Below are 16,993 nucleotides of genomic sequence, written 5' to 3' on the forward strand. Positions count from 1 at the left end.
CACCCGCGCCAGCCCGGGTCAGCCCGGGCCGTCGCTGGCCGCCGCCAGCAACGGCACGATGATATCGCTGAGCGGCGTCGGAATGCCGTGCTGACGCCCGCGACGCTGCACCACGCCGTTACGAATATCCCACTCCAGCGGTCGGCCATTGAGGCGATCGATCATAATCGAGGTGCTTAAGTCGGCAGGCGCCCGATGAAAGCCGGCGATAATCTCCTCCGGCACGTTGTCGCTCAGGGCGGCCCCTTCCGCCCGCGCCACCTGCAGGCATTCGCGCATATAAGCCAGTCCGAGGGCAGTGATGTCCTCCCGGGCGAACATCCCGGCGCGTCGTCCGGTCAGCACCATCAGCCCGGCAACCGCGTTCTGCAACAGTTTGCGCCAGGCCACGGTGGTAAAATCAGCCGCCAGGTCCACCGCGCAGCGGGTTCCCGCCAGCGCCTGCTGCACCCGCTCTGCCCCCGGCAGATCCGGCAGCGTCAGGCGCGGCGTGGCGCGCAGCCAGACAGAGGCATCGGCATCGCGCTGCGCCGGGAACCAGACCACCGACGGCAGCACCGTCGCGCCGCCGGTCAAGGGGGCAAACTGCTGGCGCTGCTCAACGCCGTTTTGCAGCACGCACACCACGGTGTCAGGGGAACACAGGGCCGTCAGCCAGGGGGCGATGGCCTCCGTCTGGGTGGTTTTCACCGCGACAAAGACCAGGTCGAAGGGGGCGGCTATCGCCATCGGGTCGGTGTGCACCGGGCCGGGCACCACGATCTCACCCTCGTCAGTGCGCAGCACCAGCGCCGAATGGGCGGTACGCCCGCAGACCATCGGCGCCCTCCCCCTCTCAAACAGGGCGGCGGCAATCGTGGTGCCGATGGCGCCGGGACCAATTAGCGCAACCTTAGGAAATGCTGTCATGCCGAAGACCTCCTGATGATTCACCGCCCAGATTAGGCAAAGATTGCCCTCCACAGTAGCGAGAAAGACCGGAGGTCGGCAAGCGGCGCGTCGGGAAAAGCCTTTCGCCTTCCCCGACGGAGGGCTAGTAGCGCACGCAGACGGATTTGGTTTCGCACCAGCCGTCGAGCCAGTCAGGGCCGAAATCGCGGCCGGTACCAGACTGCTTCATGCCGCCGAAAGGCAGGTTGGCGTCAATCAGGGTATGGCTGTTGACCCATACCGTTCCCGCCTGCAGACGGTCGGTGTAGTTCAGGGCCTGGGTCAGATCGCGGGTCCAGACGCTGGCGGTCAGACCAAAATCGCTGTCGTTGGCCAGGCGCAGCGCCTCCTCGCCATCGGCCACTCGCACCAGGTTCACCACCGGGCCAAAAACCTCCTCACGGCTGAGACGCAGTCCGGCGTCGGGGTTTACCACCAGCGTTGGCGGAATATAGTACCCTCCCGCATCTGGTCCGGCGCTGCCGCTGATGAGCTCTGCCTTCTGCTGGCGAGCCTCTTCGAGGTAGGCCGCCACCTTGTCGCAGTGGGCCCGGGAGACCACCGGGTTGATCTGCGCCGTCTCCTGCATCCCCGGCCCCACCTGCAGCGATTTCACCGCCTGCTCGAAGCCGCTGACCAGGGTGTCAAACAGCGGCGCTTCGATGTAGATCCGCGAGCTGGCGGCGCAGACCTGCCCCTGATTGAGGAAGCTTCCGGTCATCAGCCCCTCAATAACCCACTGGGGGTCGGCGTCTTTGAGCACAATCGCCGGATTCTTGCCACCCAGCTCCAGCGTCACGCGGGTCAGGCGGTCGGCAGCCACGCGGGCAATCTGTTTCCCGGTCGCCGTCGAGCCGGTAAAGCTAACCTTCGCCACCTGCGGATGGGCGGTCAGCGCCGCGCCGCAGCCGGCGCCGCTGCCGGTGACCACGTTGAACACCCCGTCAGGAATGCCCGCCTGGGTCGCCAGCTCCGCCACCCGCAGCAGGGTCAGCGGGGTGGTTTCCGAGGGTTTGATGACGATCGAACAGCCCGCCGCCAGGGCCGGCATGACCTTCCACATGCCGATCATCAGCGGGAAATTCCACGGGACGATGCCCGCCACCACCCCGACCGGCTCTTTTTTGGTCCACGCCTGGTAACGCGCCCCTTGCGGGAACGGGATCGAAACGTCCAGCGTCCGGCCGCTGATCTTGGTGGTCAGCCCCGCGGTGTAGCGCATCCAGTTCAGGGTGCAGCCGACCTCAAAGGCGCGGGAGATGGCAATGGATTTCCCCTGCTCGAGGGTTTCCAGTTGCGCCAGCTCTTCGCCGTGCTGCTCCACCAGATCGGCAAAACGCAGCAGGATGCGTTCACGGTCAGCCGGGGTGCGCCCGACCCAGCGGCGATCGACAAAAGCGCGCCAGGCGGACATCACCGCCCGGTCGACATCCGCCGGGCTGGCGTCGGCGGTGGTGGCAATCGCCTGCCCGGTGGCCGGATCCCAGACGGTTAACCGGTTTTCGCTCTGCGCGGCGCAGGGGGCGCCGTCGATATACAGGCCATGCTGACGGTCTAAAAACTGCTGGACGCTGGCAAGCAGCGCTATCTGTGAGGTGGACATACCCTTTCCTTATTCTTCGCGGATAGTGCTTTCAGTCTATGTCTGGTTGGCGGTTGGCGCTTTTTTCTCTGTGACATTCGTTTGCGCCGCTGTGACAGTCGCCGCAATTCCGTCGTCTGCCCTCGCAGAAATGTGCCGCGGGTAATAGTTCTTTCATATACCCGCCATCGCGCCCTTGCCTGAGGCGACACAAATGCAACAATGCGGAAACATTGTTATTACAGGAGAAGGGCGAATGATGACCACGGCAGAGGGGGGGCTGGCGTATCAGCGCTGGCTGGCGACGATCAATCAGGTCTGCGGCCATTTCGCCGCCCGGCCGCTGAAGGAGAGTTTCCACGGCGAGATTGACGCCCGCTACGCCGGCAGCCTCAAGGTCAGTACCGTCACCGCCGCCGGCGTCAATCTCTACCGCACGCGCAATGAGATAAAACGCGATAACGACGCCTGGTTCTATACCGTGTTTCAGCTCGCCGGCGAAGCCATCATCGAACAGGACGATCGCCAGGTGACGCTGGCGGCAGGCGATATCACGTTAATCGACGCCGCCCGCCCATGCTCCATCGTCTGGCAGCAGACTTCGCGTCAGGCCTCGCTGCTGCTGCCGCGCCAGCGGGTGGCGCCCACAGGGGACATCACTACCGCCTGCCGGCTGGACAAATCTCTGCCAATGGTCCAGCTCAGCCAGCGACTGCTGCTGGAAAGCATGGGCGGCACGACGCTCTCCGCCAGCGAGAGCGAAGCCGCGCTGGAGGCGATCGCCTGCCTGTTGCGCCCGGTGCTGCATCAGCGCGATCCTGCCCCTTCCCGGCGGGTAAAGCAGTTTCAGAAGATTATTGCGTTAATCGATGCGTCCATTCAGTCGGAGCATCTGCGTCCGGAGTGGCTGGCCAGCGAGACGGGCATGTCGGTACGCAGCCTGTACCGGCTGTTTGCCGACCAGGGGCTGGTGGTGGCGCAGTATATTAAGAACCGGCGGTTGGATCTGTGTGCCCAGGCGTTACAGAACGTCCATGACGATGAAAAGCTGGCGGGGATCGGCTACCGCTGGGGCTTCAGCGACCACAGCCATTTCTCCACCGCCTTTAAGCAGCGCTTTGGCGTCACCCCGGGGCAATACCGCAAGCGCTGTCGCTAATTATTTGCGCAGCCACTGGCCGTTCAATCCCTGGACGTACTCCCCGGGCTGCGCGCGGGCCACCAGCTTCTGCCCGGCCATTTTCGCCACTTCATCCACCGGCAGATTGTTGTCATCCGCCAGCTGCTGGTAGCTTTCGCTGCGCGCGGCGTTAATCTGCTTTACCAGCGCCAGCGTCTCTTTATCCTGACGCAGCGGCGCGAGATAGCCGTTCAGCGTCTCCCCCACTCGTCCCTGCTGGCGCGCTTCGCTCAGGGTCAACGCCAGCGCGGGCGCGCTAAGTAAAGCCAGCGTCAGCGCCGCGGTTAACAGTCGTTTTCTCATCGTCGCCTCAGAACAAATCGCTGCGGGATTTGAGCAGGTTTTCCACATCCTTATCGACCTTGATATGGATCTCATGCTCAATTTTGACATTCATATTGATGGTGATGGGCTCTTTCGACGCCGCGATTTCGATGCGCGGCGTACAGCCGGCGAGCAGCATTGACGCCACCATGGCCAGTAACAGCTTCTTCATTTAGGTTCCTTACATGTCTTACCGTCCGTACAGCGCCGTACGGGCAGCGTAGCATTCTGCTCGAGCCACGCCTGTAAATTGTCGCCGAAGCGCAAACTGCGCCACAGGTCGAAAATATTCTCTTCATGAGCGTAGTTTAAATGCACGGTACTGCTTTTCCCTTCCACCCGGCTGGTGCCGTTGATGCTGGCCTTAAGCGTCAACACGCCCAGATTATCGAGGTTAATCTGCGTCCACGAGCGGGAGATTTCCATATAGCGCAGCCAGTTAATCGCCGCCCCGGCGGAGACGTTATCCGCCACCAGCGCATCGGCGGTGTCTTTATCCAGCCGCAGGGTCATCGGTCCGTCATTGCGCAGCCAGCCGTCGTGGATGATCCATTGATTATTCTCCAGCCACAGCGGCAGCGCGCCGCTCACCGCGCCGGACATGGCGAACTGTTTCACCTTGACGGCGCTGGTCAGTTCGCTGCTGGAGATATGCTGCAGGCGGATCAACGCCGGGTCGCGCTGCGGCATACGCAGCTGCAGCAGCGTCAGTTTCCCGCCTAACAGATCGACGCTGACGTCGCTGAGCTGCAGCGGATTGGCCTCGCTCCACGGCCAGGTGCCCTGCAGGTCCGCCGTCAGATTACGCGCGGTGACCTGGTTGACGATTTCGCCAATGCGCAGGGAGACCGGGCGGCGGGTGCCCAGCTGCCAGTGACCGTCGCTGAAGCGGAACGGCAGGACGAAGTCGACGCCGTTGATCTGGTTATCCGGCATCCAGGCGCTGCCGCCCTTCAGGACGCCATGGCCGCCCGCCTCAAATCCCTGCCCGGCTGCCGCCGAGAAGGCCACCTGCGCGTAGAGACTGCCTTCGCGCAGGTTCATCTTCCAGTCCGGCGGCACCAGCGGCTGGAACACCGTTAGCGACTGTTTTGGCCACCACGCCTGGCCGCGCAGCCGTTCGCCATCCCAGCGCCCGGACAGACGCACCGGACCGATAGCCTCGGCATGCAGGGCGCCGGTGAACTGGAACCACGTCGGGTCCCGACCGTCGAGGGCGAATTTCAGCGTTGAGGCCGGGAGATAGCTGCCGCCGGAGAAGGTGGTTTTGGCGGCGTCCAGCGACAGCGCGCCGGTCAAGCGCGGATGCTCAGCATCGCGCAGCCAGCGGATCGGCTGCTCGAGGGTTAGACGCGGGGTGCTGACCCGCATTGTGCCGTACTCAAGCTTATCGAAGCCGGTGGAGAGGCTGCTCAGGGTAATAGCATTGTCGCGCCACTCCCCGCTGCCCTTCACATCCCAGCGCGCCTGCATCGGGGTAAAATGTCCCTCGCCCCAGTAGCGCCACTGCCAGCGGCCGCTGTCGGGCAGAAAATCGCTCGCCTGACCGTCCAGATGCAGCGTAAAGTCGCCCATCTGCTGCTCATGGGCGCGAAGGATCGCCTGCAGGCGGCCATCGACGCCCTGCTGGGTGACCTTTACCCCGGCCAGCGGCCAGCGGATTTCGTCAATATTCAGCGCGTCGATCACCCGCCCGCGCGAACGCAGCAACGCACCGGGGTGAAAAGCCAACTGCGGGCTGATCAGCGGCCCGCTGAGCTGAGCCGGCAGCGCCGCGTATAGTATCATCTCCCCCAGCTTGGCCTCACCGGTGAGCCGCAGCGGCAGATCGCTGTTATCCATGCTCAGCTTGCCCGGACCAATATTCAGTACCGCATTGCCCTTCCCGGCATGCCCCTCGGTGAGAACATTCAGGCGACCGCTGACGATCATCTGTTCGGTGCCCTGCTGCCAGTTACCCACCGACAGCGCCACCCGCCCGCGCAGCGGATACGCCTCGTAACGGGTGCGCCAGCGGCCGTCGCTGATGGTGATCCGCTCCGGAGTGATCTCCCACGGCAGGTCCAGAATAGGCTCTACCTCACCCCGCGGGGTGACCAGCAGCTGGCCGCGATTGTGCTGCCACTCGAGCTCAGCATCGATCCATTCCGCAGTCTGCGGGAATTCGAAGGTGCCCTGCATCTGGCCGTCGACCGGCAGACCATCCGGCACCAGCGGCAGATGGAAGGTCCCCACCAGCTTCACCGGCGGCTGATCGTCAGTCAGCCGGGCGCTGAACTGGCTGACGGTGAGCGCCTGGCCGCGCAGGCGCGCCTGCAGACTCAGTTCCTTCCCGGCAAAGCCGATATCCTGCTGCGCAGGCGTTAATGACATTACCAGCCGCCCCTGCCATTTCTCCCACGGCGACAGCCGCAGATTGTCAATGGTTAACCAGCTATAGGGCAACATCGATTGCCATTCGGCAAGCGTGCGCGGTGAACCGGGAGAGGGATCGCTGGCCGGCAGTTTGCTCAGGCAGGCGCTGTTGATCTCCAACTGGCCAATATGCAGCCGCCAGCGGCTGGGACGCGAGAGACGGGCATCGGTCACCCGGGCGATTTCACAGTCGCCCACCAGATAACGCAGATCGGGGATCAGCAGGGCCGACCGCGTCAGGCGCGGGCTCTCCTGCAAAGAGATACGCGTGCCCACGGGCAGCCAGATGCCCGCCAGCGTCGGCACCCAGTGGGTTAGCGTCAACAGCAGGGTTAGCGGCAATAACACCAGAACTAACACCAGCGCGATGGCGGCTTTATATTTACCCTTCATGGGCAGTTAATATCCTGATTCAACATAAGTAAAAGCCGAAAGGCGTCCATTGTGACACGTTCGACCAGTGAGTGAAAGTTTACGGCCTGTTAAAGCATAGTTGCCAGCCGGACTCGCGGCGCGACGTTCGGCCATTATCATTTAACTGTTGTTTAAGTCGCCCCTGCCACACTCCAGCCAGACGGGAATAGCTTGCGGGAGAGGCGGTGTCGTTAATTATCTCGCTCATAGAGAGCGCACAGGACCACTATCCATGGGTATTGCTGATTGTTTTTCTGCTTACCTTCACTAAATCCTGCGCATTGGTCTCGCTGGCAATCCCCGGCACCTCCGGCCTGCTGCTGCTGGGAACATTCGCTTCCGCCAGCCTCGGACATTTCCTGTTAATGTGGTCCAGCGCCAGCCTCGGCGCCATCGGCGGATTCTGGCTATCGTGGCGGCTGGGCATTCGCTACCGTCATCGCCTCACCCATCTACGCTGGCTGACCGCCGAGCGTCTGGCCCGCAGCCGCCTCTTCTTTCAGCGCTATGGCCCGTGGGCTATCTTTTTCAGCCGCTTTCTCTCTCCCCTGAGGGCTACGCTGCCCTTCGTTAGCGGCGCCAGCAGTCTGCCGCTGTGGTCGTTTCAGCTGGCTAACGTCAGCTCCGGTCTGCTGTGGCCGCTTCTGCTGCTCGCCCCCGGCGCTTTCAGCCTCAGTTTGTGGTGAAAAAACTTTGTCTTTCAAAGAGATTCCGCAAGTCCGCGATATGCTCTAGAATTAGGATTAGCACCCTCTCATTAAACTATTTTTTAATAATTGTACGATTATTTTAAATATGCTACCGTGACGGTATAATCACTGGAGAAAAGTCTTATGAAAATCGCGGTTTATAGTACGAAGCAGTACGATAAAAAGTACCTGCAGCACGTTAATGATGCATACGGCTTTGAACTGGAATTCTTCGATTTCCTGCTGACAGCGAAGACTGCCAAAACCGCCAACGGTTGCGAAGCGGTATGTATCTTCGTCAATGACGACGGCAGCCGCCCGGTGCTGGAAGAGCTGAAGGCCCACGGGGTGAAATATATCGCCCTGCGCTGCGCCGGGTTTAACAACGTCGACCTTGAGGCGGCAAAGGAGCTTGGCCTGCGCGTCGTGCGCGTTCCAGCTTACTCTCCGGAAGCGGTCGCTGAGCATGCGATCGGTATGATGATGTCGCTCAACCGCCGCATCCACCGCGCTTACCAGCGTACCCGTGATGCCAATTTCTCCCTCGAAGGCCTCACCGGCTTCACCATGTACGGCAAAACCGCCGGGGTGATCGGCACCGGGAAAATTGGCGTAGCGATGTTGCGGATCCTTAAAGGCTTCGGCATGCGCCTGCTGGCGTTCGACCCGTACCCAAGCGCCGCCGCGCTGGAGCTGGGGGTAGAATATGTTGACCTCGCCACGCTGTACAAGGAATCGGACGTGATCTCCCTGCACTGTCCGCTGACCGACGAAAACTACCACCTGCTCAATCGCGAAGCCTTCGATCAGATGAAAGACGGGGTGATGGTGATCAACACCAGCCGCGGCGCCCTGATCGACTCCCAGGCGGCCATCGACGCCCTGAAGCACCAGAAAATTGGCGCGCTTGGGCTGGACGTTTATGAGAACGAACGCGATCTGTTCTTTGAAGACAAATCCAACGACGTGATCCAGGACGATGTCTTCCGCCGCCTCTCCGCCTGCCATAACGTGCTGTTTACCGGCCACCAGGCGTTCCTCACCGCCGAGGCGCTGATCAGCATTTCGGAGACCACTCTGGGTAACCTGCAGCAGGTCGCCAACGGCGAAACCTGTCCGAACGCCATCGTCTAATGCCTTTCCCTTTTGTGCTCCTCTCCCGGGGGGAGCACATTCAGATAATCCCCACAGATCCCCGCTGCGATACCGTTACACTGGCTTGGTTTTATTAGTTATGTGAATGTTTTGGAGTGAAAATGAACAAATTTGCGGCGCTTCTGGCGGCAGGTATGCTGCTGTCCGGCTGTGTCTATAACAGTAAAGTGTCCACCGGTGCGGAACAGCTGCAGCATCATCGTTTCGTGCTGACCAGCGTCAACGGCCAGGCGGTCAACGCCAGCGACCGGCCGCTGGAGCTGAGCTTCGGTGAGAAGATGGCTATTACGGGCAAGATGTATGTATCCGGCAATATGTGCAACGGCTTTAGCGGGGAAGGTAAAGTGTCGGACGGCGAGCTGAAGGTCAAATCGCTGGCGATGACCCGGATGCTGTGCCACGACGCCCAGCTCAATACCCTGGATGCGACGATCGACAAGATGCTGCGCGAGGGTGCGCAGGTCGATCTGACGGAAAACCAGTTGACGCTGGCGACCGCCGACCAGACGCTGGTCTATAAGCTCGCCGACCTGATGCACTAGCCGGCGTTGAGGTGCCGCTGACGCTGCCCCGCGACGGGGCCGCTGTTAGTAGCCGCAGCTGCCGCCCGCCAGCGCCTGCTCGCTGCAGCGTTTGCCGTTCGGCAGCGCGCACATGCCAATCGCCGAACCATCGAGCTGACGAGCCACCGATAACGAGCCGCCTATCATGGCGCAGTTGGCCTGACCGGCGTCGCTCATCGCCGCCCGCATTCCCGGCGTGACGTGCGCCGCCGTGGCCTGCTGAACGGGTTCACTACTGCACGCGGACAGCAACAGCGCCGCACATCCTACTAACATCGCAGCTCGCATTCTCTCTCCCCTCGGAAACGTCTTAAAAAAGCAAACCCCAGAATAATAGGCAGCGTGGCGGGCGGCGTCGAGAGGGGAAGTACGTATTTATGCGCCTCATTAACATTTTCTAGCAAATTTTCGCCTAAAGCTTGATCTGCCTCGGCCATGTCGCCCGGCGCAGGTGGTTCCTCTCCCGGCAGGCAGCCATTTTCTCCGCGAACCACGCAAAATATTGATCTGGTCACGGGTACCCGGCGCATTGAGGACACAAATGCAAAAATGGCGGGGTCAGCGGTTTGCTAAACTACCCCTTATATAATTACAGGGCGCGTCGCGGTTTCACGCGTCCATTCTTTTGCGCAATGTAAGGGTGTCTTCATATGATTACGATTGATGGTAATGGCGCGGTCGCTTCCGTCGCGTTTCGCACCAGTGAAGTTATCGCCATCTACCCGATCACGCCCAGTTCAACGATGGCGGAACAGGCTGACGCCTGGGCCGGCAATGGGCTGAAAAACGTCTGGGGCGATGTTCCCCGCGTGGTCGAAATGCAGTCGGAGGCGGGCGCCATTGGCGCCGTACATGGCGCGCTGCAGACCGGCGCCCTCTCCACCTCCTTTACCTCATCGCAGGGCCTGCTGCTGATGATCCCCACCCTGTACAAACTGGCCGGCCAGCTGATGCCGTTTGTGCTGCACGTCGCCGCCCGCACTGTCGCTACCCATGCGTTGTCGATCTTCGGCGACCATTCCGATGTCATGGCCGTCCGCCAGACCGGGTGCGCCATGCTGTGCGCCAGCAGCGTCCAGGAAGCGCAGGATTTCGCGCTGATCTCGCATATCGCCACCCTGCAAAGCCGGGTGCCGTTTATTCATTTCTTTGATGGTTTCCGTACTTCGCACGAAATCAACAAAATCGCCCCGCTGGCGGATGACACTATTCGCGCCCTGCTGCCGCAGGATAAGATCGCTGAGCATCGCCAGCGCGCGCTCAATCCGGAACACCCGGTGATCCGCGGAACCTCGGCCAACCCCGACACTTACTTCCAGTCCCGGGAGGCCACCAATCCGTGGTACGACGCGGTGTATGACCATGTCGAGAAAGCGATGGACGATTTCGCTGCCGCCACCGGCCGTCAGTACAAACCGTTTGAGTTTTACGGCCACCCGCAGGCAGAGCGCGTGATCTTCATTATGGGCTCGGCCATCGGCACCTGCGAAGAGGTGGTCGATGAGTTGCTGAGTCGCGGCGAGAAAGTCGGCGTGCTAAAAGTCCGCCTCTATCGCCCGTTCTCCGCCGCCCACCTGCTGGCGGCGCTGCCGGAAAGCGCCCGCGCGGTTGCCGTACTGGATCGCACCAAAGAACCCGGCGCGCTTGCCGAACCGCTTTACCTCGACGTGATGACCGCCCTGGCGGAAGCCTTTAACCGCGGCGAGCGCGAGACGCTACCGCGCACTATCGGCGGCCGCTACGGTCTCTCCTCCAAGGAGTTTGGTCCGGAATGCGTGCTGGCGATATTCAGTGAACTGCAGGCCGCCCAGCCGAAGCCGCGCTTTACCGTCGGGATCTATGATGACGTGACCAACCTGTCGCTGCCGCTGGGCGAAAATACCCTGCCGGCAGAGGCCAAGCTCGAGGCCCTGTTCTACGGCCTCGGCAGCGACGGCAGCGTGTCAGCCACCAAAAACAACATCAAAATCATCGGCAACTCGACCCCATGGTTCTCCCAGGGCTATTTTGTCTATGACTCGAAGAAAGCGGGCGGCCTCACCGTCTCGCATCTGCGGGTCAGCGAAAAACCGATTCGTTCATCGTATCTGATTTCGCAGGCTGATTTCGTCGGCTGCCACCAGCTGCAGTTTATCGATAAATACCAGATGGCCGAGCGGCTGAAGCCCGGCGGCATTTTCCTGCTCAACACGCCGTACAGCGCCGATGAGGTCTGGTCCCGCCTGCCCCAGGAAGTCCAGGCCACCCTGAATCAGAAAAAAGCGCGTTTTTACGTGGTCAACGCGGCAAAGATCGCCCGCGAATGCAGCCTCGGGGCGCGCATTAATACCGTGATGCAGATGGCCTTTTTCCATTTAACCCAGATCCTGCCGGGTGATAGCGCGCTGGCGGAACTGCAGGCAGCCATCGCCAAAAGCTACAGCAGCAAAGGTCAGGAGCTGGTGGAGCGCAACTGGCAGGCGCTGGCCCTGGCCCGTGAATCACTGGCGGAAGTACCGCTCCAGCCGGTGAACGCCAGCAGTCCGAACCGCCCGCCGGTGGTCTCCGACGCCGCGCCGGATTTCGTCAAAACGGTTACCGCCGCGATGCTGGCCGGCCTCGGCGATGCGCTGCCGGTCTCTGCCCTGCCGCCGGACGGCACCTGGCCCATGGGCACCACCCGCTGGGAGAAACGCAACATCGCCGAAGAGATCCCCATCTGGAAGGAAGCGCTGTGTACTCAATGCAACCACTGCGTCGCCGCCTGCCCGCACTCGGCGATCCGCGCCAAAGTGGTCGCCCCGGAAGAGATGGAGAACGCCCCTGCCAGCCTGCATTCGCTGGATGTGAAATCCCGCGATATGCGCGGGCAGAAATACGTTCTGCAGGTCGCCCCGGAAGACTGCACCGGCTGCAACCTGTGCGTCGAAGTGTGTCCGGCGAAAGACCGCCAGAACCCGGAGATCAAGGCCATCAATATGATGTCCCGCCTGGAGCATGTGGAAGAGGAGAAGGTCAATTACGAGTACTTCCTCAACCTGCCGGAAATCGACCGCAGCAAACTGGAGCGCATTGATATTCGCACCTCACAGCTGATCAGCCCGCTGTTTGAATACTCCGGCGCCTGCTCGGGCTGTGGCGAAACGCCGTATATCAAACTGCTGACCCAGCTGTACGGCGACCGAATGCTGATTGCCAACGCCACCGGCTGCTCCTCCATTTACGGCGGCAACCTGCCCTCGACACCGTACACTACCGACGCCAACGGCCGCGGCCCGGCGTGGGCCAACTCGCTGTTTGAGGATAACGCCGAATTCGGGCTCGGCTTCCGCTTGACCGTCGACCAGCATCGCCAGCGCGTGTTGCGCCTGCTGAGCGAATTCGCCGACAAGCTGCCGGCAGAGCTGAACGCGGCGCTGCACGCCGAGGCGACGCCGGAAGTTCGCCGCGAACAGGTGGCGGCCCTGCGTCAGGCGCTGGCCGGCGTGGCGGGAGCTGAAGAGCTGCTGACCGATGCCGACGCGCTGGTGGAGAAATCCGTCTGGCTGATCGGCGGCGACGGCTGGGCTTACGATATCGGCTTCGGCGGCCTGGACCATGTACTGAGCCTGACGGAAAACGTCAATATTCTGGTGCTGGACACCCAGTGTTACTCCAACACCGGCGGGCAGGCGTCAAAAGCCACCCCGCTGGGAGCAGTGACTAAGTTTGGCGAGCATGGCAAACGCAAGGCGCGTAAAGATCTGGGCGTCAGCATGATGATGTACGGTCATGTTTATGTGGCGCAAATTTCGCTGGGCGCGCAGCTGAACCAGACGGTAAAAGCGATTCAGGAAGCGGAAGCCTATCCGGGGCCATCGCTGATCATCGCCTATAGCCCTTGCGAAGAGCATGGCTACGATCTGGCGCTCAGCCACGACCAGATGCGTCAGCTGACCGCCACCGGCTTCTGGCCGCTCTACCGCTTCGACCCGCGTCGGGCGGAAGAAGGCAAGATCCCGCTGGCGCTGGACTCCCGCCCGCCGTCAGACGCCCTGGCTGAGACGCTGCTCAATGAGCAACGCTTCCGTCGCCTGAACGCCCAGCAGCCGGAAGTGGCGGAGCAACTGTGGAAAGACGCCGCCGCCGATCTGCAGAAGCGCTATGACTTCCTCGCCCAGCTGGCTGGCAAAGCGGAGAAATCGCCAAGCGAAGGTTAACCGCCCCGTCACCTTTGTCCATAAAAAAAGCCCGAACACAACGTTCGGGCTTGTCGTTTTACCGATAAACAACATCATTCCGCAGAATGAGACGGCAACAATAAATTATTGGCATGACAATAAAGGCATATAACGCGCAAATAATACGTGATTAGCCCGGGCATGTATAATTTTTATTTTGTATATTATCTATAAATGCATTCAGCATAATTATCACCATTTCATTGGTATTATTTATTTTAGATTTTACTTATATCGTAACAATTGAGTCTTACCGGATCTCAGACCGCTCCTTTAGCATGAGTTCACTTCCCACCCGGAAGTTAAAACATAAAAACAGTTAAAGGAATTTCTTCATGAAAAGAAAAGTACTGGCCCTCGTTATTCCGGCTTTATTAGCCGCCGGTGCCGCGCATGCGGCGGAAATTTATAATAAAGACGGGAATAAATTAGATCTCTATGGCAAGGTAGATGGTCTGCATTATTTCTCCAGCGACTCGAAAAAAGACGGCGATCAAACTTATTTACGTTTTGGCTTTAAAGGCGAAACCCAGATCAACGATATGCTTACCGGCTATGGCCAGTGGGAATATAACGTTCAGGCCAACAACACCGAGACCTCCAGCGATCAGGCGTGGACCCGTCTGGCATTCGCCGGTATCAAAGTGGGCGATTACGGCTCCTTCGACTACGGTCGTAACTACGGCGTGCTGTACGACGTTGAAGGCTGGACCGATATGCTGCCGGAGTTCGGCGGCGACTCCTACACCTATGCGGATAACTTTATGGCAGGCCGCGCCAACGGCGTCGCAACCTACCGCAACAGCGATTTCTTCGGTCTGGTGGAGGGTCTGAACTTCGCCCTGCAGTATCAGGGCAAAAACGAAGGCCAGAACGCGCAGGATATCAACGTCGGCACCAATAACCGCAGCAGCGACAGCGATGTTCGCTTCGACAATGGCGATGGTTTCGGCCTCTCCACTTCCTACGACTTCGGCATGGGCATCAGCGCGGCGGCAGCTTACACCTCGTCTGACCGTACTAACGATCAGATGACCCAGACCAACGCGCGCGGCGATAAAGCGGAAGCATGGACCGCCGGCCTGAAGTACGACGCCAACGATATCTACCTGGCGGCCATGTACTCTGAAACCCGCAATATGACCCCGTACGGCAATGACGGCGTGGCCAATAAAACGCAAAACTTCGAAGTCACCGCGCAGTATCAGTTCGACTTCGGCCTGCGTCCGGCCATCTCCTACCTGCAGTCCAAAGGCAAAGATCTGTACAATAACGGCCGCTATGCCGATAAAGATCTGGTCAAATATATGGACGTTGGCGCGACCTATTACTTCAACCGTAATATGTCCACCTATGTTGATTACAAAATCAACCTGCTGGATGGTAACGACAAATTCTACGAAGACAACGGTATCTCTACCGATAACATCGTCGCCCTGGGCCTGGTTTACCAGTTCTGATGCGCCTGCCCGCCGGTTCCGGCGGGCTTTCCCCCTCCCGCCTCGCTGCAGATAAAACAAAACGCTATATCTCGCGGACTAAAATAGCCGTCCGTTTAATGATATAGTCATGGCCTGTCAGTGCTTGCCCGAGGACGTCCATCATGCACCACCATCCGGTAAAATCTTCCCGAATTATCTCCGTCGCCTACGATGACGCCTCCGCCACACTGGAAATCTATTTCTATCACCAGCCGCCATTACAATATACCGGGGTCCCACCGCGTATTTTTCATGATTTTTTACAGGTGGTGTCAAAAGGCCGGTATTATGATGGGGTGATCAAAGGAAAATTTCCCGAACGCAAGCTACGTTAATGTCAAAGTGTGACTGCGGTCATGATACAAAACGTGCCCTAATACCGTACAATATGAAGGGATACTAAAACAGGAGGTTTTATGAGCAGAATGATTCTTGTCCCTATCGATATCTCTGATAAAGAATTTACTGAACGCATTATCAGTCACGTTGAATCGGAAGCGCGGATTGACGACGCCGAGGTGCATTTCCTCACCGTGATCCCTTCTCTGCCCTATTATGCCTCACTGGGAATGGCCTATACCGCTGAGCTTCCCGGCATGGACGAGCTGCGTGAGGGTTCTGAAACGCAATTGAAAGAGATCGCGAAGCAGTTCTCCATCCCGGAAGACCGGATGCATTTTCACGTCGCGGAAGGATCGCCAAAAGATAAAATCCTTGCGCTGGCCAAGTCGCTGCCAGCCGACCTGGTGATCATCGCTTCGCACCGGCCGGATATCACAACTTATCTGCTGGGCTCCAACGCCGCCGCGGTGGTTCGTCACGCCGAGTGCTCGGTACTGGTGGTCCGCTAACGCCGCAGCCCGCCGCCCGGCGGGCTTTTTATTTCCGCATCAGCCGCCCCCGCCTGGATGCTCGCTGCCGAAAGTGCCGGAAAGATGCTGACATTCCGCCCCTGAATCCGTACCATACACGCCACGGTTGCCTGTCAAACCTCAATAATTGCTACGCGCCAGCGCCACGTTGTTCAGCGGCTGGCAGAATGCGTGCTCTTCTGATGCCACACTATGAATTGAGCCACTATTACATGCTGCAAAACCAAGAAATCAGTAAAAAAGAAAAGTACAACATCGATAAGCTGCAGAAACGTCTGCGCCGCAACGTCGGTGAGGCGATTGCCGACTTCAATATGATTGAAGAGGGCGACCGCATTATGGTTTGTCTTTCAGGCGGCAAGGACAGCTATACCATGCTGGAGATCCTGCGCAATCTGCAGAAAAGCGCGCCCATCTCCTTCTCGCTGGTGGCGGTGAACCTCGATCAGAAGCAGCCAGGGTTCCCGGAGCATATTCTGCCGGCGTATCTGGAGCAGCTGGGGGTTGAATACAAGATTGTCGAAGAGAACACCTACGGCATCGTCAAAGAGAAGATCCCGGAAGGAAAAACCACCTGCTCGCTGTGCTCTCGCCTGCGTCGCGGCATCCTCTATCGTACCGCCACCGAGCTTGGGGCGACCAAGATCGCCCTCGGCCATCATCGCGACGATATCCTGCAGACGCTGTTTTTGAATATGTTCTACGGCGGCAAAATGAAAGGGATGCCGCCGAAGCTGATGAGCGACGACGGCAAACACATCGTCATCCGCCCGCTGGCCTACTGCCGGGAAAAGGACATCGAGCGCTTCTCCCAGGCCAAAGGCTTCCCGATTATTCCGTGCAACCTGTGCGGTTCGCAGCCAAACCTGCAGCGCCAGGTGATCGCCGATATGCTCCGCGACTGGGACAAGCGTTATCCTGGGCGCATTGAAACCATGTTCAGCGCGATGCAGAACGTGGTGCCTTCGCACCTGAGCGACGTCAATCTGTTTGATTTTAAAGGCATCACCCACGGCTCAGAGGTGGTGGATGGTGGCGATCTGGCGTTTGACCGGGAAGATATTCCCCTGCAGCCCGCCGGCTGGCAGCCGGAAGAAGAAGACGCCCGTCTCGATGAGCTGCGTCTGAACGTAGTGGAAGTGAAATAACCCTCACGCGTCTCAGGCAGCCGCCTGAGACGCACTCTCCT

Annotated in this window: 15 protein-coding genes; 9 read left to right on the forward strand and 6 right to left on the reverse strand. The window is 59.7% G+C overall.

All coding sequences use genetic code 11. The annotated features are described in order from the left end of the window. Positions 1–18: 18 nt before the first annotated feature. Positions 19–909: an oxidoreductase gene (locus LPQ25_RS14355; RefSeq protein ID WP_004183840.1), complete on the reverse strand. Its 891-nt coding sequence runs from the start codon at positions 907–909 to the stop codon at positions 19–21. A gap of 124 nt (positions 910–1,033) precedes the next feature. Beyond that, entirely contained in the window at positions 1,034–2,533 is a 1,500-nt protein-coding gene (locus LPQ25_RS14360) for an aldehyde dehydrogenase family protein (RefSeq protein ID WP_014907690.1), read from the reverse strand. A gap of 235 nt (positions 2,534–2,768) precedes the next feature. On the opposite strand from LPQ25_RS14360, the gene feaR reads away from it, so the two are divergent. Then, the gene (gene feaR / locus LPQ25_RS14365) at positions 2,769–3,671 is read left to right on the forward strand and encodes a transcriptional regulator FeaR (protein WP_014907691.1); all 903 of its coding nucleotides are present in this window, start codon (positions 2,769–2,771) and stop codon (positions 3,669–3,671) included. On the opposite strand, the gene LPQ25_RS14370 is transcribed toward feaR, so the two are convergent. The 3 genes from LPQ25_RS14370 to LPQ25_RS14380 are packed head-to-tail and all read right to left on the reverse strand — an operon-like array spanning position 3,672 to position 6,824. Further along, positions 3,672–3,995, reverse strand: a complete 324-nt coding sequence (locus LPQ25_RS14370) for a YdbL family probable chaperone protein (protein ID WP_002902522.1) — start codon at positions 3,993–3,995, stop codon at positions 3,672–3,674. 7 nt (positions 3,996–4,002) lie between these two features. After that, entirely contained in the window at positions 4,003–4,188 is a 186-nt protein-coding gene (locus LPQ25_RS14375) for a YnbE family lipoprotein (protein WP_004140145.1), read from the reverse strand. Continuing rightward, positions 4,185–6,824: a YdbH family protein gene (locus LPQ25_RS14380; RefSeq protein ID WP_004151589.1), complete on the reverse strand. Its 2,640-nt coding sequence runs from the start codon at positions 6,822–6,824 to the stop codon at positions 4,185–4,187. The genes LPQ25_RS14375 and LPQ25_RS14380 overlap by 4 nt, the downstream gene beginning before the upstream one ends. Before the next feature lie 206 nt (positions 6,825–7,030). Between LPQ25_RS14380 and LPQ25_RS14385 the strand changes: the two genes are divergently transcribed. The 3 genes from LPQ25_RS14385 (at position 7,031) to hslJ (ending at position 9,231) form a co-directional block, all read left to right on the forward strand. Then, positions 7,031–7,531: a DedA family protein gene (locus LPQ25_RS14385; RefSeq protein WP_002902516.1), complete on the forward strand. Its 501-nt coding sequence runs from the start codon at positions 7,031–7,033 to the stop codon at positions 7,529–7,531. 147 nt (positions 7,532–7,678) lie between these two features. Beyond that, positions 7,679–8,668: a 2-hydroxyacid dehydrogenase gene (locus tag LPQ25_RS14390; protein ID WP_002902515.1), complete on the forward strand. Its 990-nt coding sequence runs from the start codon at positions 7,679–7,681 to the stop codon at positions 8,666–8,668. Between the two features lie 122 nt (positions 8,669–8,790). Next, positions 8,791–9,231: a heat shock protein HslJ gene (gene hslJ, locus LPQ25_RS14395; RefSeq protein WP_002902513.1), complete on the forward strand. Its 441-nt coding sequence runs from the start codon at positions 8,791–8,793 to the stop codon at positions 9,229–9,231. Positions 9,232–9,276: 45 nt separating this feature from the next. On the opposite strand, the gene LPQ25_RS14400 is transcribed toward hslJ, so the two are convergent. Then, entirely contained in the window at positions 9,277–9,540 is a 264-nt protein-coding gene (locus tag LPQ25_RS14400) for a putative hemolysin (protein WP_004140155.1), read from the reverse strand. Positions 9,541–9,902: 362 nt separating this feature from the next. Here LPQ25_RS14400 and nifJ point away from each other — a divergent pair, with 362 nt between their 5' ends. From nifJ to ttcA, 5 genes are all read left to right on the forward strand, one after another. Continuing rightward, complete coding sequence (nifJ, locus tag LPQ25_RS14405) at positions 9,903–13,430, forward strand: pyruvate:ferredoxin (flavodoxin) oxidoreductase (protein ID WP_014907692.1); 3,528 nt, start codon at positions 9,903–9,905, stop codon at positions 13,428–13,430. A gap of 356 nt (positions 13,431–13,786) precedes the next feature. Beyond that, positions 13,787–14,911, forward strand: coding sequence for a porin OmpK37 (gene ompK37 / locus LPQ25_RS14410; RefSeq protein WP_014907693.1), 1,125 nt, complete (start codon positions 13,787–13,789; stop codon positions 14,909–14,911). A gap of 143 nt (positions 14,912–15,054) precedes the next feature. Further along, positions 15,055–15,267, forward strand: coding sequence for a KTSC domain-containing protein (locus LPQ25_RS14415; RefSeq protein WP_002902432.1), 213 nt, complete (start codon positions 15,055–15,057; stop codon positions 15,265–15,267). Between the two features lie 81 nt (positions 15,268–15,348). After that, entirely contained in the window at positions 15,349–15,783 is a 435-nt protein-coding gene (gene uspF, locus LPQ25_RS14420; RefSeq protein WP_004140161.1) for a universal stress protein UspF, read from the forward strand. A 233-nt stretch (positions 15,784–16,016) separates the two neighbouring features. Next, the gene (ttcA, locus tag LPQ25_RS14425; RefSeq protein WP_002902422.1) at positions 16,017–16,952 is read left to right on the forward strand and encodes a tRNA 2-thiocytidine(32) synthetase TtcA; all 936 of its coding nucleotides are present in this window, start codon (positions 16,017–16,019) and stop codon (positions 16,950–16,952) included. Positions 16,953–16,993 lie beyond the last annotated feature (41 nt).

The organism is Klebsiella sp. KPN54798 (assembly GCF_021184225.1).
GTDB lineage: Bacteria > Pseudomonadota > Gammaproteobacteria > Enterobacterales > Enterobacteriaceae > Klebsiella > Klebsiella pneumoniae.

Excerpts from the sequence above, each read along its gene's own strand:
- LPQ25_RS14415 (WP_002902432.1), top strand. The coding sequence starts at position 15,055 with ATGCACCACCATCCGGTAAAATCTTCCCGAATTATCTCCGTCGCCTAC.
- LPQ25_RS14360 (WP_014907690.1), bottom strand. The coding sequence starts at position 2,533 with ATGTCCACCTCACAGATAGCGCTGCTTGCCAGCGTCCAGCAGTTTTTA.
- LPQ25_RS14390 (WP_002902515.1), top strand. The coding sequence starts at position 7,679 with ATGAAAATCGCGGTTTATAGTACGAAGCAGTACGATAAAAAGTACCTG.
- hslJ (WP_002902513.1), top strand. The coding sequence starts at position 8,791 with ATGAACAAATTTGCGGCGCTTCTGGCGGCAGGTATGCTGCTGTCCGGC.
- LPQ25_RS14355 (WP_004183840.1), bottom strand. The coding sequence starts at position 909 with ATGACAGCATTTCCTAAGGTTGCGCTAATTGGTCCCGGCGCCATCGGC.
- ttcA (WP_002902422.1), top strand. The coding sequence starts at position 16,017 with ATGCTGCAAAACCAAGAAATCAGTAAAAAAGAAAAGTACAACATCGAT.
- feaR (WP_014907691.1), top strand. The coding sequence starts at position 2,769 with ATGATGACCACGGCAGAGGGGGGGCTGGCGTATCAGCGCTGGCTGGCG.
- uspF (WP_004140161.1), top strand. The coding sequence starts at position 15,349 with ATGAGCAGAATGATTCTTGTCCCTATCGATATCTCTGATAAAGAATTT.
- LPQ25_RS14375 (WP_004140145.1), bottom strand. The coding sequence starts at position 4,188 with ATGAAGAAGCTGTTACTGGCCATGGTGGCGTCAATGCTGCTCGCCGGC.
- LPQ25_RS14400 (WP_004140155.1), bottom strand. The coding sequence starts at position 9,540 with ATGCGAGCTGCGATGTTAGTAGGATGTGCGGCGCTGTTGCTGTCCGCG.
- LPQ25_RS14380 (WP_004151589.1), bottom strand. The coding sequence starts at position 6,824 with ATGAAGGGTAAATATAAAGCCGCCATCGCGCTGGTGTTAGTTCTGGTG.
- LPQ25_RS14370 (WP_002902522.1), bottom strand. The coding sequence starts at position 3,995 with ATGAGAAAACGACTGTTAACCGCGGCGCTGACGCTGGCTTTACTTAGC.
- nifJ (WP_014907692.1), top strand. The coding sequence starts at position 9,903 with ATGATTACGATTGATGGTAATGGCGCGGTCGCTTCCGTCGCGTTTCGC.
- ompK37 (WP_014907693.1), top strand. The coding sequence starts at position 13,787 with ATGAAAAGAAAAGTACTGGCCCTCGTTATTCCGGCTTTATTAGCCGCC.